This window comes from Ruegeria sp. N4 (assembly GCF_056531425.1).
This window is the reverse complement of sequence record NZ_JBQFLT010000001.1, coordinates 824433-840947: the sequence shown is the minus strand read 5'-3', so window position 1 is coordinate 840947 and position 16515 is coordinate 824433. Positions and strand designations below refer to the sequence as shown.

General features: G+C 60.3%; 18 protein-coding genes. 15 read left to right on the top strand and 3 right to left on the bottom strand.

Annotation, left to right across the window (positions count from 1 at the left end):
• Window positions 1–50: 50 nt before the first annotated feature.
• The 5 genes from ACR0LW_RS04190 to ACR0LW_RS04170 all read left to right on the top strand — a co-directional run bounded on the left by ACR0LW_RS04190 (window position 51) and on the right by ACR0LW_RS04170 (window position 5417).
• Entirely contained in the window at window positions 51–722 is a 672-nt protein-coding gene (locus ACR0LW_RS04190) for a hypothetical protein (protein ID WP_480881654.1), read from the top strand.
• Between the two features lie 39 nt (window positions 723–761).
• A complete protein-coding gene (locus ACR0LW_RS04185; RefSeq protein WP_480881653.1) occupies window positions 762–2084 on the top strand; it encodes a PQQ-binding-like beta-propeller repeat protein in 1323 nt (440 codons plus the stop codon).
• A gap of 48 nt (window positions 2085–2132) precedes the next feature.
• A complete protein-coding gene (der, locus tag ACR0LW_RS04180) occupies window positions 2133–3596 on the top strand; it encodes a ribosome biogenesis GTPase Der (RefSeq protein WP_480881652.1) in 1464 nt (487 codons plus the stop codon).
• 163 nt (window positions 3597–3759) lie between these two features.
• Window positions 3760–4746 carry a fatty acid desaturase gene (locus ACR0LW_RS04175; RefSeq protein ID WP_480881651.1) on the top strand — a complete coding sequence of 329 codons (987 nt, stop codon included), beginning with the start codon at window positions 3760–3762 and terminating at the stop codon, window positions 4744–4746.
• 86 nt (window positions 4747–4832) lie between these two features.
• Entirely contained in the window at window positions 4833–5417 is a 585-nt protein-coding gene (locus ACR0LW_RS04170; protein ID WP_480881650.1) for a helix-hairpin-helix domain-containing protein, read from the top strand.
• Between the two features lie 51 nt (window positions 5418–5468).
• Here the strand turns inward: ACR0LW_RS04170 and serS are convergent, their stop codons facing one another.
• Together serS and ACR0LW_RS04160 are read right to left on the bottom strand one after the other, a co-directional pair.
• The gene (gene serS / locus ACR0LW_RS04165; RefSeq protein ID WP_480580638.1) at window positions 5469–6761 is read right to left on the bottom strand and encodes a serine--tRNA ligase; all 1293 of its coding nucleotides are present in this window, start codon (window positions 6759–6761) and stop codon (window positions 5469–5471) included.
• An 86-nt stretch (window positions 6762–6847) separates the two neighbouring features.
• A complete protein-coding gene (locus ACR0LW_RS04160) occupies window positions 6848–8506 on the bottom strand; it encodes a mechanosensitive ion channel family protein (protein WP_480881649.1) in 1659 nt (552 codons plus the stop codon).
• Between the two features lie 201 nt (window positions 8507–8707).
• On the opposite strand from ACR0LW_RS04160, the gene yajC reads away from it, so the two are divergent.
• The 10 genes from yajC to ACR0LW_RS04110 all read left to right on the top strand — a co-directional run bounded on the left by yajC (window position 8708) and on the right by ACR0LW_RS04110 (window position 15734).
• Window positions 8708–8995 carry a preprotein translocase subunit YajC gene (gene yajC, locus ACR0LW_RS04155; protein WP_170628557.1) on the top strand — a complete coding sequence of 96 codons (288 nt, stop codon included), beginning with the start codon at window positions 8708–8710 and terminating at the stop codon, window positions 8993–8995.
• A 33-nt stretch (window positions 8996–9028) separates the two neighbouring features.
• Entirely contained in the window at window positions 9029–10690 is a 1662-nt protein-coding gene (gene secD / locus ACR0LW_RS04150) for a protein translocase subunit SecD (protein ID WP_480881648.1), read from the top strand.
• A 1-nt stretch (window position 10691) separates the two neighbouring features.
• Window positions 10692–11660, top strand: coding sequence for a protein translocase subunit SecF (gene secF / locus ACR0LW_RS04145; protein ID WP_170449797.1), 969 nt, complete (start codon window positions 10692–10694; stop codon window positions 11658–11660).
• Window positions 11653–12399: a TSUP family transporter gene (locus tag ACR0LW_RS04140; RefSeq protein ID WP_480881646.1), complete on the top strand. Its 747-nt coding sequence runs from the start codon at window positions 11653–11655 to the stop codon at window positions 12397–12399. The genes secF and ACR0LW_RS04140 overlap by 8 nt, the downstream gene beginning before the upstream one ends.
• Before the next feature lie 9 nt (window positions 12400–12408).
• On the top strand, window positions 12409–12762 hold the full coding sequence (locus tag ACR0LW_RS04135) for an Mth938-like domain-containing protein (protein ID WP_480881644.1): 354 nt from the start codon (window positions 12409–12411) through the stop codon (window positions 12760–12762).
• 182 nt (window positions 12763–12944) lie between these two features.
• Window positions 12945–13559 (top strand): heme ABC exporter ATP-binding protein CcmA, encoded by a 615-nt coding sequence (gene ccmA, locus ACR0LW_RS04130; RefSeq protein WP_480872359.1) that lies wholly within the window; start codon window positions 12945–12947, stop codon window positions 13557–13559.
• Window positions 13556–14212: a heme exporter protein CcmB gene (ccmB, locus tag ACR0LW_RS04125; protein WP_170449804.1), complete on the top strand. Its 657-nt coding sequence runs from the start codon at window positions 13556–13558 to the stop codon at window positions 14210–14212. Before ccmA ends, ccmB begins: the two co-directional genes overlap by 4 nt.
• 61 nt (window positions 14213–14273) lie before the next feature.
• Entirely contained in the window at window positions 14274–15047 is a 774-nt protein-coding gene (locus ACR0LW_RS04120) for a heme ABC transporter permease (RefSeq protein ID WP_480580647.1), read from the top strand.
• Window positions 15044–15202 carry a heme exporter protein CcmD gene (ccmD, locus tag ACR0LW_RS04115; protein ID WP_480580649.1) on the top strand — a complete coding sequence of 53 codons (159 nt, stop codon included), beginning with the start codon at window positions 15044–15046 and terminating at the stop codon, window positions 15200–15202. Before ACR0LW_RS04120 ends, ccmD begins: the two co-directional genes overlap by 4 nt.
• Window positions 15195–15734, top strand: coding sequence for a DsbE family thiol:disulfide interchange protein (locus tag ACR0LW_RS04110; protein ID WP_480580651.1), 540 nt, complete (start codon window positions 15195–15197; stop codon window positions 15732–15734). Before ccmD ends, ACR0LW_RS04110 begins: the two co-directional genes overlap by 8 nt.
• Before the next feature lie 9 nt (window positions 15735–15743).
• Here the strand turns inward: ACR0LW_RS04110 and ACR0LW_RS04105 are convergent, their stop codons facing one another.
• A complete protein-coding gene (locus ACR0LW_RS04105) occupies window positions 15744–16445 on the bottom strand; it encodes an SDR family oxidoreductase (protein WP_170449812.1) in 702 nt (233 codons plus the stop codon).
• Between the last annotated feature and the right edge of the window lie 70 nt (window positions 16446–16515).

Sequence of the window (16515 nt, the reverse complement as noted above, 5' to 3'; positions counted from 1 at the left end):
CGGGGTATGACATGGCGCACGAAAGCAGAAGACACAGCCCGGGGGCAGGGATGAGCGACACCGACAGTTTCATTGATGAGGTCACAGAAGAGGTACGCCGTGACCGCATGTACCTGCTGTTGCGCCGCTGGGGCTGGGTCGGTGTTGTTGCCGTCATACTGGTCGTCGGTGGGGCCGCTTTCAACGAGGTTCGCAAGTCCCGCGATACGGCTCAGGCGCAAAAGCTGGGCGACGAAATCCTTGCCGCGCTTGCGGAAAACGATTCTGCTGCGCGGGCGACCGAATTGCAGGCAGTTCAGCCACAATCGCCGGGCGGTGATGCCGTTCTGAGCATGCTGTTGTCCGCCGCGCAGGTGGATGCCGGATCCGAACAGGACGCCGTTGCCAGCCTGAACGCAATTGCCGTTCAGGGCGATTTGCCGGAAATTTACCGGGCGATTGCAAGTTTCAAGGCACTGTTGCTGCAAGCGGATACGTTGCCTGCCGCAGATCGCCGCCTGCAGTTCGAGGCTCTGGCCGCGCCAGGCGCACCGCTGCGCCTGCTGGCCGAAGAGCAACTGGCCCTGATCGATATTTCCGAGGGTGAGGTTGACGCGGCGCTGACGCGTTTGCAGGCCTTGCGGCAGGATGCCGAGGTGGGCGTAGATTTGCAGCAACGCGCTGCGCAGTTGATTGTCGCCCTGGGGGGCGAGCCGGACCCGTTGGTGGCACAACAGGGCTAAGCTGGCGGTATAATAAAGGACAGGCGAGTTCGGATTGACATGGTAACACGACTATTTTCCCGTATGGGATTGCCGGCTGCGGCAATTGCCCTTACCGCCCTGGCCGCTTGTCAAGAGCCCGAGTCCATCCTGCCCGGCGCTCGCGAAGACATCCGGCCTGCCTCGGACACCGAGGTTGTGGAAACGCGCGGGTCTCAGCCGATCAGCCTGCCAGCGCAAACAGCTAATTCCAGTTGGTCGCAGAGTGCCGGAACCCCGGCTTTCCGCACCACCAACGCGGCCCTGCGCGCTACGCCGCAGCGGATCTGGTCGGCCCCGATCGGCAAGGGCGACTCGCGCAAGCAGCGCATCACCGCCGAACCTGTTGTGGCCGGAGGGTTGATTTACACTCTGGACGCGGTTGCGACCGTGACAGCGGTTTCGCCGCAAGGGCAGGTTGTGTGGGAGACCAACCTGATCCCCAGAAATGACGGTGATGTTGACGCGACCGGCGGCGGCATAGCCTATGCCGACGGTGTTCTGTACGTCTCCTCTGGCTTTGGCCGCCTGACCGCGATGGATGCACGAACCGGAGCGATCCGGTGGCAGAAACGCCTGAACGCCACAGGCAGCGGATCGCCCCTGGTTGCGAACGGGCTGCTGTATCTGGTCGCAGGGGACGAAACCGGCTGGACCATCGACACCAAAGACGGCCGGATTGCCTGGCAGATCGAAGGCACGCCGAGCGTCGGCAACGTTCTGGGCGCGCCTGCCCCGGTTCTGGCCTCGGACCTTGCTGTTTTTGCCTTTGGTTCCGGTGATATTGCCGCCACCTTCCGGCGGGGCGGTATCCGCCGCTGGAACGCGTCGGTTGCCGGTGGGCGCCGGGGACGGGCCGCAGCGCAGATCATCGACGTGACCGGCGGGCCGATGGTGGCGGGCGACACGATCTATATCGGCAACCATTCAGGGCGCACCGTCGCATTCGACGCGGGTTCGGGCGAACGTCGCTGGACCGCCGATGAAGGCGCGGTGGATACGGTCTGGCCTGCGGGCAACAGCATCTTCCTGATCAGCGACCGCAGCCAGTTGGTGCGCCTGAACGCTGCTGATGGTTCGATCATCTGGGCACAGGACCTGCCGGGCTTTGTCAAAGACCGTCCCGGACGGCGCGGGCCGATTGTGGCCCATTACGGCCCGATTCTGGCGGGTGGACGTCTTGTCGTGTCCTCAAACGATGGCTATGTGCGCTTCTTCAATCCGGTTGACGGATCGCAGATTTACCAGGTCGAGGTTCCGGGTGGGGCCACCACCTCACCAGTCGTGGCGGGGCAGACGCTGTACGTCGTTTCGACCAAGGGCGATCTACACGCTTTCCGTTGACGTTCAGATGCGCTAAAGGGCGCTTCTTGAGTCTTGAAAGTTGAGAACATGTCGCTGACCCTCGCCATCGTGGGGCGCCCGAATGTGGGCAAATCCACCCTGTTCAACCGCCTTGTGGGCAAACGTCTGGCCTTGGTCGACGACCAGCCCGGCGTGACGCGCGACCTGCGCGAGGGCGAAGGGCGTCTGGGCGATCTGCGTTTTACCGTGATCGACACGGCGGGGCTTGAGGATGCAACCGATGACAGCCTGCAGGGCCGGATGCGCCGCCTGACCGAGCGTGCGGTGGACATGGCCGATGTCTGCCTGTTCATGATCGACGCGAGGACCGGTCTGACCCCAACGGATGAGATGTTTGCCGAGATTCTGCGCAAACGCTCGAAACACGTGATTCTGGCGGCCAACAAGGCCGAAGGGTCCGCAGCGGATGCCGGTGTGCTTGAGGCCTATAACCTGGGCCTCGGCGAACCCGTACGCCTGTCGGGTGAGCACGGCGAGGGGATGACGGACCTTTATGCCCAACTGATGCCGCTGGCGGACGCGGCTGAGGACAAGGCCGAGGACGATACCCCCGAAACCGATATCGAGCTGGATGAGAATGGCGAAGGTGAAACGCCTCTGATCACTGCGTCCAAGCCGCTGCAGGTTGCGGTGGTTGGACGTCCGAATGCCGGTAAATCCACGCTGATCAACAAAATCATCGGCGAAGACCGCCTGCTGACCGGCCCCGAAGCCGGGATCACCCGCGATGCCATCAGCCTGCGCATCGACTGGGCTGACCCTGATGGCGACAGCACCCCGATGCGGATTTTCGACACCGCGGGCATGCGCAAAAAGGCCAAGGTGCAAGAGAAGCTGGAAAAGCTATCGGTCTCTGACGGGCTGCGCGCCGTGAAATTTGCCGAGGTTGTCGTGGTTCTGCTGGATGCTGCGATTCCGTTCGAACAGCAGGACCTGCGCATCGCCGATCTGGCCGAACGCGAAGGCCGCGCCGTTGTTGTCGCGGTCAATAAATGGGACATCGAAGAGGACAAGCAGGAAAAACTGCGTGATCTGAAAGAATCCTTCGAACGCCTGCTGCCACAACTGCGCGGCGCGCCTTTGATCACCGTCTCTGCCAAAACGGGCCGGGGGCTCGAGCGTCTGCGCGCCGCAATCCTTCGCGCCCACGACATCTGGAACCGGCGCGTGCCGACCGCTGCGCTGAACCGCTGGCTGACCGCAATGCTGGAACAGCACCCGCCGCCAGCCCCGCAGGGCCGCCGGATCAAGCTGCGCTACATGACACAGGCCAAGACCCGCCCGCCGGGTTTCGTGGTCATGTGCTCGCATCCCGACAAGATGCCCGCCAGCTACACCCGCTATCTGGTCAATGGTCTGCGCGAAGATTTTGACATGCCCGGCACACCGATCCGCCTGACCCTGAGGGGGCAGGGCGACAAGAACCCCTACAAGGGGCGACGCAAGAAAAATGCGGGTGCTTTGGCCAAACATCTCAAGGGTAAGGCGTAACTGCGCCAATTTTCAGCGTTTTTAGCCTCGGGGCGTGACAGCGCCTTTTCCCCGCGCTAGCATTCAGTTGCGTGCATTTGTTTCGTGTGCGCTGCTTGTACGCGGACACTCCGCGCATATTTTTGGGTTAATTTTTGTCGGGCCATCGTGGGGAGCGGGCTGGATGGATCTTAGGGAATACACAAGACAATACGCGGTTCAGGACAACAAACTGGCAGCGTTGAGCTATTTTGGGACCTTCGCGGTGTATTTCGCATCGCTGGCGCTGGCGATCACATACGTGGATCGCTGGTACATCATGGTTCCGGCGGGGATTGTTTTTGCCTTTTCGGCAGTGCGTCTTTACGTGCTGCAACATGATTGCGGGCATCATTCGCTGTTTGAGACACGGCAACAGAACGAATGGGCCGGGCACGGCCTGTCGCCTTTCACCTTCGCTCCGTTCGAGGTGATGAAGCAGAACCACAACCTGCACCACGCCGGAATTGGCAATCTGGAGCACCGCGAAACCGGCGAGATCCATACGATGACCTTGCGGGAATGGAATGAGGCGGATTGGAAAAAGCGCCTGTTCTACAGACTTTATCGCAACCCGTTCATCCTCGTGCCGGTTGGGGCGTTGTTTACCTATTTCATCCGCTATCGCTGGCCCAAGAACACCGTTCGGTTCGGAGTGAAGGGGGTTGTGCTGCACAACCTTTCCATCGTCGTATTCCTGGGGCTTCTGTGGTTGATAGCGGGCACAACGGGCATTCTGGTCTGGCTGGTATTCTCTCTGCTCGGGGGGATGCTGGGCGTATTTCTTGTCTATCTGCAGCATAATTTCGAGGACACATACTGGGATCGTCGGCCTGAGCTGGACCCTCAGCTGGCGGCGTTGCAAGGATCGTCTGCTCTGGATTTCGGGTGGTGGTTCGACAATGCGGTTGCCTGCATCACTTTGCACGACGTCCACCATTTCAACGCGCGCATCCCGTCCTACCGGCTGCGGGCGTGTCACTATAACCTGCCGCCAGAATACACCCCGCGCCGGATCAAATTCCCCGAGGCTGTGGCCGCGTTGACCCTTAAGCTATGGGACGAAGACGCCAAACGTTTGGTGCCGTTTCCCAAGCAGCGGCAGGACGCCAAGCTGGCTCACGGTAGGTGAGATCGCAACGGGACAGCATCACGACTTGAAGGATTGTATATCCTGTGTATATACGGATGTGCAGGGAGACAGAGAAAGGACCCATAATGACCGCATTGACCGATGTTAAGGGCGTGGGAGAAGCGCTTGCCACAGCCTTGTCCGCGAACGGTTTCAAGACAGCCGAGGCCGTGGCGAAAGCCAAGCCCGAAGATCTGGTCAAGGTCCCCAGAATAGGTCTGGCACGGGCCGCTGTGCTGATTGCTGCCGCGAAAGAGGCCGTCGCTGCGAAACCCGCCACCGCCAAGCCTGCCGCCAAGCGCGCGCCAGCGGCACGTCGGGCTGCGCCGCGCAAAGCTGCGGCGCGACGCCCCGCGGCCCGCAAGACAGTCGCCGCAGCAGCCGCCGAAAAACGTGCGGAAGAGGCCGCGAAGAAAGCTGCGGCTGAAAAGGCTGCAGCCGAAGCCGCCGAGGCGAAGGCCAAGAAGAAGGCCAAGGCAAAAGCAAAGGCTGAAAAGGCCGCCAAGAAACGTGCCGAGATGGAGGCCGCGTTCTCGAAAGCCAAGGACAAGGTGAAAGCCAAGTCGAAGAAGGACAAGAAGTCCAAGAAGGACGACAAGAAAAAAGACGCTGGCAAGAAGGACAGCAAAAAGAAAGATAAGAAGAAGGATAAGAAAAAGGCGAAGAAGTAAGCCTTCCTCGCCCTTTTGGAAAGACCGGCGCTTGTCGAAGCGCCGGTTTTCTTATGCCAGTGTGCCGTCTGTTTGCAGGGTCCGTTTGCCGCCCAGATAGGGGGCCAGAACCTCGGGCAGGGTCACAGTGCCATCTGCGTTCTGCCCGTTCTCCAGCACGGCGATCAGGCAGCGCCCCACGGCCAGCCCCGAGCCGTTCAGGCTGTGGACATATTCCGGTTTGCCACCCGCTTCGGGGCGGAAACGGGCATTCATGCGACGCGCCTGAAAATCGCCGGTGGTCGAGACCGAGCTGATCTCGCGATAGGTATGCTGACCGGGCAGCCATGCCTCGATGTCAAAGGTGCGGCGCGCGCCGAAGCCCATATCACCGGTGCACAGGACAACGGTGCGGTAGGGGATGCCCAACTGTTCCAACAGGTCCTCGGCGCAGCGCAGCATCCGTTTTTGTTCCTCGTCCGATCTATCGGGATGAGTGATCGAGACCATCTCGACCTTTTCAAACTGGTGCTGCCGCAGCATCCCGGCGGTGTCCTTACCGGCGCTGCCAGCTTCGGACCGGAAGCAGACGGTGTGGGCGGTCATGCGGATGGGCAGGGCGGCCTCGTCCAGAATCTCCCCGGATACCGAATAGGTCAGTGTGACCTCAGAGGTCGGGATCAGCCACCAGCCATTGGTGGTCTGATAGCTGTCATCGCCGAATTTCGGCAGTTTGTCGGTGCCATACATCGCCTCATCCCGGACCAGAACGGGGGTCTGCATCTCGGTCAGACCGTTCTTGTCGATATGGGTGTCCAGCATGAACTGGGCCAAGGCGCGGTGGATACGCGCGACGCCTTTTGACAGGTTCACAAACCGGCTGCCGCTGGTCTTGGCGGCGGTCTCGAAATCCATTGCGGCGGCGACGGCGGGAATGTCGAAATGCTCTTTCGGAGCGAAATCGAACGCACGCGGCGTGCCCCAGCGGTTCACCTCGACATTGTCGTTTTCGTCCGCGCCTTGGGGTACATCCTCGGCGGGCAGGTTGGCGATGCGGGCCAGTTGATCGGTCAGCAGCGCGTCCAGATCCTTGGCTTCGGTCTGCATCCGCGCAATCTCGGCCTTTTTTTCGGCGACCAGAGTGCGCAGGCGTTCGAATTCCGCCTCATCTCCGCGCCCCTTGGCGGCACCGACCTCTTTGCTGGCTTTGTTCTGTTCGGCCTGCGCCGTCTCAGCCGCCAGAATCTTGGCGCGGCGGCTTTCGTCCAGGCGCAGCAGGTCTGACGACACCGGCGCGTCCCCACGGCGCGCAAGAGCGGCGTCGAAGGCGGCAGGGTTTTCGCGAATGGCGCGGATGTCGTGCATGTCTCAGATCCTTAATGCGTGAATCACTAAAGCTGCTTATGCACCATATGGCTGGAAGGGTGTAGCGCTGGTTAACCAAATTGCGCTTAACTGTCTGGCGTCTCTTCGTGATGCGCCAGATGACCATCCCAATCCCCGGCTGGGATCTTCGGCTCGGGCGGGTCGGCCATGTAGGACGGGGTCATGATCTGCACATTGTTCTCGTTAAACACAGCCACGATGTTGCGGTGCAGGTCTGACCGGATTTTGGGGATAATACTGCCGCGTGTGGTGTACCCATTGATCTGATAATTGATCGCGTAATCGGCCAGCGCGGTCCACAATACAAAGGGTTCAGGCTTGGCCTTGATCCCCTTGGTGCGATGGGCGGCTTCGATCAGCATCGCCTCGACCTTTTCGGGCGGTTCCTCGTACCCGATGCCGACAGTGGTGTGCAGCAACAGACCGCTGCCGTCGGTTTTCTTCGAGAAATTCACCACATCCGAATTCATCAGCTGCGCGTTGGGGATCGAGATCAGCTCATTCTTGATGGATTTCAGATGTGTCTCCATCAGCTTGATCTGCACCACGTCACCAATGTGATCCCCGATCTGAATTCGATCCCCGATCGAGGTCGAGCGGCGATAGATCACAAACAGCCCCGCCAGCATATTCGACACGACCGAGTTTGCGCCAAGCGACAGCATCGCACCCACCAGAATGGTCAGCCCCTGAAACGCCGCGGAATCCGAGCCCGGGATATAGGGCACAGCAAAGACCAGCGCGATCAGGATCACAACCACCCGAGCGATGTTGAAGGTTGGGTTGATCCAGTGCTTTTCGAAATCCCCCAACTCGAACGAGCCCGCTTCGACCGCGTCAAAGAACACCCGCATGCCCTTGATAATATACATCGTTACCCAGGTGATCAGGCCAAGCATGATCATATTCGGGATATAGCTGAGGATGCCCTTGAAGATCAGAAGGACGGGTTCCGTCAGGTAGGTCAGAAGCAACTGCGCGAAATAGCGGGTTTCGGCAAAGGCAAGCAGGACGAAGGACAGATAGTAGTAAAAGCCCAGAAAGAAGATCACCAGCAGGACAAAATTCAGCCCATAGCGTACCAGGGCAGCAATTGCCTCGGCCTGAACGCTTTTGGCGGTGGCGGTTTCAACGTCCTTCAGGTGGCGTTTGACGAATTTCAGGGTGCGCCGTCGGATCCTGCGATGCAGCCACAGGATGGCGACGACAAAGACAATAAAGCCCAAGGTCCAGGCCGCAGCTTCGATCGCGCCCGACACGCGCGCCTGATCCGTTCTGTTCGAGCGGTAGGCTTCGATGGATTGCTTGATCGCATTGCCGTGCAGAACGCTGACAACGCTCAGCTCCATCTGATCCAATTCGGCATCGGCTTCGGTGACGATTGAGACCCTTTCACCATCTGCCAGAATCCAGGTGCCAAAGTCGGTTTCTTCAAAGCTGATTGCGATCTCGGTCGCGTCCGACGCTTCGGCGATTTCGATGATCTTGTTCTGAACACCCTCGGCCCGTTCGGGCGCGGGCAGGGCGCTTGAACCGCGGACCTGAAACAGGATGTCCCCATCCACGATGACCGGGGCCATGAAGGCCTCTGATTCAGCTGCTTCGGACGCGGTCGCTTCCGCAGGTGCGTCCTGTGCCCGGACAGGACCGTCAAACCACAGGATCACCGCCAAAGCGGCCAGGAAATAACGTAACAAAAGGAAGGGCTTGAATTGCCGTGCCATATGTCCCCCTTACCCCGGACTATACCCGGTTTGGGCCATGTTCCTAGGACATATCTGCAACGCTTTGACTGTTCTTGCGGTGACAGGGTCGCGTTCAGGTGGGTCACACCGCCGCCTTTGCTTGCAAACAGACATATCAGCGCATAGGTTCCCGCCAAATTTGCGGAACGGTGCCGCAACACAAAGCAAAAGGAATATCCCATGGAAGGTGGCGCAATCGCCCAGTTTCTCCCGCTGATCCTGATCTTCGCGATCATGTATTTCCTGCTGATCCGTCCGCAGCAAAAGAAGATGAAGGAACATCAAGCCATGGTCGAGGCCGTGCGCCGGGGCGATCAGGTCGTCACGCAGGGTGGCCTGATTGGCAAAGTGTCCAAGGTCAAGGAAGGCGAGAACGAGATCGAGGTCGAGATCGCCGAAGGTGTGAAGGTGCGCGTGGTCAAATCGACCATCGCCCAGGTTCTGAGCAAGACCGAACCTGCGAAATAACTTCGCCTGACAATTCCTTGAAAAGGCAGGGTAATGCTGCAAATTGATACCTGGAAGCGGGTTCTGATCTGGCTGGTCTGTGTGACCGGCCTGATCCTTGCCCTGCCGAATGCGTTTTACACGCGGGTCGAACAATCCAACGACGCCAAAGCCGCGATTGAGCTGGGCGCGGACACCCCCGAAAATCAGGCGCTGGCTGAACAATGGCCCAACTGGCTGCCATCGTCTCTGGTCAATCTGGGCCTCGATCTGCGCGGCGGTGCCCATCTGCTGGCCGAGGTTAAGGTCGAGGATGTCTACGAATCCCGGATGGAGGGCATGTGGCCGGAAATCCGCGACGCCCTGCGGGACGAGCGGGCGACCGTTGGAACCATCCGCCGTCAGGACTCGGCCCCCGATCAGATTCGCGTCCGTATCAGCCAGCCCGACGGGATGCCCCGCGCGCTGGAGGTTGTGCGCGGTCTTGCCCGTCAGGTGCAAACCCTGACCGGGGTCGGCGCAACCGACATCGAAGCCTTCGCCGACGGGGACACGATTGTCGTGCAACTGTCCGAGGCTGAAAAACTGGCCTCAGACGACCGCACCGTGCGCCAATCGCTTGAGATTGTCCGCCGCCGGATTGACGAGGTCGGAACCCGCGAACCCACCATTCAGCGCCAGGGCGCGGATCGTATCCTGATCCAGGTGCCGGGCATCGGCAGCGCCGGTGAGTTAAAAGATATCATCGGAACGACGGCACAGCTGACCTTCAACCCTGTGGTCAATCGGGGCACCGACCCGGATGCGGTTGCTGGTATTGGTCAGGAAGTCGTGCCCTCAATCGACGAGAGCGGTGTCTACTACATCATCGAATCCGCCCCGGTCGTGACGGGTGAGGAACTGGTGGACGCGCAGCCATCCTTCGATCAGAACGGCCGTCCGGCGGTCAGCTTCCGTTTCAACACATCCGGTGCGCGCAAATTCGGTGACTACACGCGCGACAATATCGGCGCGCCCTTTGCCATCGTGTTGGATGACGAGGTGATCTCGGCCCCTGTCATTCAAAGCCACATTCCGGGCGGGTCGGGGATCATCACCGGGAACTTCTCGGTCGAGGAAAGCACCAATCTGGCCATCCTGCTGCGGGCAGGGGCCTTGCCCGCCGAGCTGATCTTTCTGGAAGAACGCACAATCGGCCCTGAACTGGGCCAGGACAGCATCGACGCCGGTAAAGTCGCCACAATCGTGGCCTTCGCCGCGGTGCTGGTCTTCATGGCGCTCAGCTACGGGCTGTTCGGTATCTTTGCCAACATCGCTCTGATCATCAACGTCGGTCTGCTGTTCGGTTTGCTGTCCCTGATCGGGGCCACGCTGACTCTGCCGGGTATCGCCGGGATCGTTCTGACCGTTGGTATGGCGGTGGACGCCAACGTTCTGATCTTTGAACGGATCCGCGAGGAACTGAAATCCGCCAAAGGCCCGGCCCGCGCCATCGAGCTTGGCTATGAAAAGGCACTGTCGGCCATTCTGGACGCCAACGTCACCACATTCATCACTGCGACCATCCTGTTTGCCATGGGCAGCGGTCCGGTGCGCGGCTTCGCTATTACGCTTGGGCTGGGTATCATCACCTCGGTCTTCACTGCGATCTTCGTGACGCGCCTGATGGTGGTCATGTGGTTCGAACGCCGCCGTCCGAAAATGATCGAGGTTTGACATGAGACTAAAACTCGTACCCCAGGAAACCTCGTTCGATTTCTTCAGCCGCTGGAAAGTCTGGCTGGGCATATCGGGCCTGATGATGGTGATCGCCTTTGTTTCATTCCTGTTGCAAGGTCTGAATTTCGGCATCGATTTCCGGGGCGGCACCACGATCCGCACCGAAAGCGCACAGCCGATTGACGTGGGCACCTACCGCGACGCCATCGCGCCGCTGGAATTGGGCGATGTCACGATCACCGAGATTTTCGACCCGACCTTCGGGCCGGACGAAAACGTCGCCATGATCCGCATTCAGGCGCAGGCCGATGCCGAAGCGGTCGAAGCTTCGACAATCACAGCGGTTGAAAGCGCGTTGCAAACTGTGATCCCCGACATCCAATTTGTCTCGGTTGAATCTGTTGGCCCGAAAGTGTCCGGTGAACTGATCCAGACGGCGGTCATCGCCGTGGCCTTGGCCATCGGCGCGGTGCTTGTCTATATCTGGCTGCGGTTCGAATGGCAGTTCGCCTTGGGCGCGGTGGCCGCACTTGTGCATGACGTGATCCTGACCATCGGCATCTTCTCAGAGCTGCAAATCCGCTTCGATCTGGCCATCATCGCAGCACTTCTGACCATCGTTGGCTACTCGCTGAACGACACCGTGGTTGTGTTCGACCGGGTGAGGGAGAACCTTCGCAAGTACAAGAAGAAAGACCTCAAGGAAGTTCTGAACATCTCGATCAACGAAACGCTCAGCCGGACTGTGATGACCTCGGTCACAACCCTGCTGGCGCTGATCTCGCTTTATGTTTTGGGCGGCGACGTGATCCGGGGGTTTGTGTTTGCGATGATCTGGGGTGTGATCGTGGGGACCTATTCGTCGGTCTTTGTGGCCTCGACCATCCTGCTGTGGCTGGGGGTCAAGCGCGACTGGTCCAAGCCATCCAACACCGCCGGCAATCAGTTTGCCAACATAGATGCCTGAGGTTTTCGGCCAGTCCCCGCAGGGTCTGGCCGTTATCTTTTTTGCAGCGTTTCTGGGCGGGGTCGTGCGCGGCTTTTCGGGGTTCGGAACCGCATTGGTTTTCCTGCCCATCGCCACGCCTTATCTGGGCCCCTTTGGCGCTCTGATCGGTCTAACCTTCATGGATATCTTTGGTCCCTTGCCAAATCTGCGCCGGGCTTGGGGCGCGGTGAACAAGGGCGATCTGGCACGTTTGGTGATCGGTTGCGCCGCGATTCTGCCTGTCGGTCTATGGGTACTAACGCAAGTCGACCCCGAGGTATTTAGTTACGCAGTCAGCGGCCTCGCCCTGATCATGCTCGCCATTCTGATCCTGGGTCTGCGCTATCACGGGCGTGTCAGCCGCACGATGGTCTCGGGTATCGGCGGGGCGGCGGGGTTTTTGGGCGGAGTCGCCGGATTGCCCGGACCAGCCGTTATCCTGTTCTACATGTCACGCCCGCTGCCTGTCGAAGTGATCCGGGCAACCATCCTGCTTTTCCTGTTTGCCTTTGACTTCCTGCTGCTGGGCTATCTCACCGGCATGGGGCAGGTGACGCTGGCCGCTGCGGGACTGGGGTTTGCGCTGGCCGTGCCAAACCTGTTGGGCAACTTGCTGGGGGCCTGGTTGTTCCGACCCGACCGCGAACACCTCTACCGTGCTGCCGCCTATCTGGCGATTGCGCTGGCGGCCTTGTCCGGCCTGCCACTTTGGGGATAGATACCACCCATGCGATTGAATGAGATCACCTATACCAACGCCCAACCCATCGACGGCTACGGACCGGGCTTTTTTCGTATCGGAGGGCAGGTCCATAACGGCGGCGTCCTGACTTGCGCAACCGGAACCCAATCGTGGGAGGGGTATGCCGACTCCGAACCTCTGCTGAACCTTTCGGGCGCAATAGATGTACTGTTGATCGGCACCGGAGCCGAACTGACACATATCCCCACAGATTTGCGCAATGCCTTGGAAAATGCGGGTATCGGGATCGAGATCATGAACTCCCCAGCCGCTTGCCGCACCTATAACGTCCTGCTGTCAGAAGGTCGCCGCATCGCGCTGGCCCTGATCCCCGTGTAACCGGATCCCCCTTCATCTGGCCAAAAATATCCCGGAGAGCCGCCATTAGTGCGCCATTGGTTCGAGCGCCAATGGCGGCGAGGCTGGCCTCTCGCTCCCGCAATCACCAATATGCGCCGACATCGCCACCCTGCGGCAAATCCCGCCTTTTACCTGCGTCCCCAATCGGATAAGCGGGTCACATGACGTTAACCGTAACCGATCTGACCATCACCCGAGGCGGCATTCCAGTACTGGAGGGGCTGAGCTTCACGCTCCAACCCGGTCAGGCCCTGATCCTGCGCGGGCCGAACGGGATCGGCAAGACAACCCTTTTGCGTACGCTGGCCGGGTTGCAGCCCCCATTGGCCGGTCAGATAGACGGTGCCGAAGATCAGATCGCTTACGCCTCGCATTCCGACGGGTTGAAACCAACGTTGACAGTGACTGAAAACCTCAGCTTCTGGGCCTCGGTTTTTGGGACGCAGCAGATCCAGCCCGCCCTGGACGCCTTTGCGCTGAATGAGCTTTCGGACCGTCACGCTGGCAACCTGTCCGCCGGACAAAAGCGGCGATTGGGGCTGGCGCGGATGCTGGTCACGGGGCGACCGATCTGGATGCTGGACGAACCAACCGTTTCGCTGGACAAAAACGCCGTGCAGATGTTCGCAGATGCTGTGCGCGCGCATCTGGGGCAGGGTGGCTCGGCCCTGATCGCCACCCATATCGATCTGGGCCTTGATGGCGAGGTCCTGGACGTAGGCCCCAACAAAGCCAAACCCGCCCCCATCGACGACTTTGACGGAGGTTTCCTGTGATCGCCCTGTTGCTGCGTGATCTGAAACTGGCCTTCCGGGCGGGCGGCGGCTTCGGTCTGGGGCTGGCCTTCTTCCTGATTGTGACGGTTCTGGTGCCCTTTGCGGTCGGCCCGCAATCGTCGCTGCTGTCCACGATCGCGCCGGGTGTCCTGTGGCTCGGTGCGCTTCTGGCCTGCCTGCTGTCGCTCGACCGCCTGTTGGCGCTGGATTGGGAGGACGGCTCGCTGGACTTGCTGGCGACCGCACCGCTACCGCTTGAAGCGGTTGTCTCGATCAAGGCGCTGGCCCATTGGATCACCACCGGCCTGCCGCTGGTCCTTGCTGCACCCTTCCTGGGTGTACTGTTGAACCTGCCGGTTCCGGGCTTTTTCTGGCTGGTGATCTCGCTGTTGCTGGGCACCCCGGCCATGAGCGTCATTGGCACCTTCGGCGCAGCGCTCACCGTCGGCCTGAAACGGGGCGGGTTGCTGTTGTCCTTGCTGGTCCTGCCGCTTTACGTCCCGACCCTGATTTTCGGCGCTGAGGTCGCCCGCCGTGGCGCCATCGGGATGGAGACACAGACACCGCTTCTCATGCTGGCCGGGATCACCGCTGCAACCATCGCCCTGCTGCCCTTTGCCAGCGCAGCGGTGCTGCGGATCAATCTGCGGTGAAGCGCCACATCTTTGACCGAGGTCAATTGAGAAAACCTCCGATTCAGACTAAATAACGGCCATGACAATCGCAGCCAAAGCCAACTCCCTCTGGGAATATGCCAACCCGCGCAAGTTCCTTGCCACCAGTGAACGTGTCCTGCCGTTTTTCTGGATCACTTCGGCAGTGTTTATCGTGGTCGGGCTGGTCTGGGGCTTTTTCTTCACGCCGGACGATTACAAGCAGGGATCGACCGTCAAGATCATCTACCTGCACGTCCCGTCGGCGCTGATGGCGATCAATTGCTGGCTGATGATGCTGGTGACCTCGCTGGTCTGGCTGGTGCGTCGCCACCATGTCAGTGCACTGGCCGCGCGGGCCGCCGCCCCGATCGGCATCGTCATGACACTGATCGCGCTGGCAACCGGGGCGATCTGGGGCCAGCCGATGTGGGGCACGTGGTGGGCCTGGGATCCGCGCCTGACATCGTTCCTGATCTTGTTCCTGTTCTACCTCGGCTACGTCGCCTTGTGGGAGGCGATTGAAGACCCCGATACCGCTGCCGACCTGACCTCGGTCCTGTGTCTGGTGGGGTCGGTCTTTGCGATCCTCAGCCGCTATGCAGTGAACTTCTGGAATCAGGGCCTGCATCAGGGCGCGTCCGTCATGCGGGCGGGTGCCGTCACCGGCACCGATACCGAAGAGAAGGTCAGCAATATCTTCTTCTATCCGCTGCTGGCGTGCATCATCGGCTTTGTGCTGCTGTTCATCGCGCTGGTGCTGTATCGCACCGGCACGGAAATCCGGGCGCGGCGGATCAAGGCGTTGCTTGCACGGGAAAGGGTGGGCGGATGATCCCTGATCTTGGAAAATACGCGGACGCGGTCCTGTCGTCTTATGCAGCCTCGATTGCACTGCTGGTCGCGCTGGTTGTCTTAAGTATCCTGCGCGGACGCAAGGTGCGGGCCGAGATGGAAAAGATCGAACAAAGGGTAACCCGGAATGGCTAAAATCTCGCCCCTGATGCTCGCGCCGCCCCTGATTTTCGGGGCTTTCGCGGTTCTGGCCGGGATCGGCATGTTCCGCGAGGATCCAAACGCGCTGCCCTCTGCGCGCGAGGGGCAGCCTGCGCCCCCGGTCGTGCTGACCGAGTTTCCCGGCAAGGCCCTGTTCGACGACACGACCCTGAGGGATGGTGAGGTCAAGCTGGTCAACTATTGGGCCAGCTGGTGCGCTCCATGCCGGGCCGAGCACCCGAACCTCGAGGCGCTGTCGGACGAAGGCATCCCGGTCTACGGCATCAACTACAAGGACAAGTTGGACAACGCCGAGGGATTCCTGGTCGAGTTGGGTGATCCATACGAAGCCATCGGCCGCGACGAGCAGGGACGCATGGCGCTGGATTGGGGCCTATACGGCGTGCCGGAAACCTATGTGATTGACGGCGAGGGTACGGTAATTCTGCGCTTTGCCGGGCCGATCACTCAGCGCGTGATAGAAAGCACAATCCGCCCTGCTTTGGAAAAGGCGGCGGGCGGATAACCCCTTTGCCTAAAGCCTGTAGCCCCCGGTAACCGCCAAGGTCTCACCGGTGATGAATGCAGCGTCATCCGATGCGAGGAACCGAACGGCCTTTGCAATGTCTTGCGGTCGTCCGACGCGCCCAATGGCTGTGTCTTTCACAAACAGGGCTGTCAGATCATCGGGCCGCGGGGCCTCGGGGATGTTGATGGCCCCCGGTGCGACTGCGTTCACCCGGATACCTTCGGGCCCAAGCTCTTTCGCCATGCCGCGGGTCCATAAGTTCAGTGCAGCCTTGCTTGCCCCATAGGTTACCGCGTCTTTCGGCGGCAAAACGGCGTTCATCGAAGATATGCTGACAATCGCCGCACCCGGTTTCAGATGCGGCAACGCGGCAGTCAACAAGGCTGCGGGCACAAGCAGGTTCAAATCCAGAATGGCGCGGTGGTCGTCGCGATTGAACACCTCTTTTGGGGTCGATTTCACCGCCCCCGCGTTGTTTACGATCACGTCCAGCCGGCCAAACTTGTCGATGATCTGCTGAATCACGGCCTCCGGCTGCCCATCCTCAGTCAGGTCGGATCGAATGGACAGAGTCCCGTCACTCAAAAGCGTATGCGTCGGCTCGGTCGAAAACCACGTGAATGCGATGTGATGGTCGCGGCTCAACTCCTCGACAATCGCGCGCCCAATGCCGCGCGCGCCTCCGGTTATCAATGCCACCTTGTTCATCGCGACCTCCCCGGCGCAGCAAACCCGGTCTCTTGCGCCAATTCAACTTCTTCTGTTCAAAAATACCTCG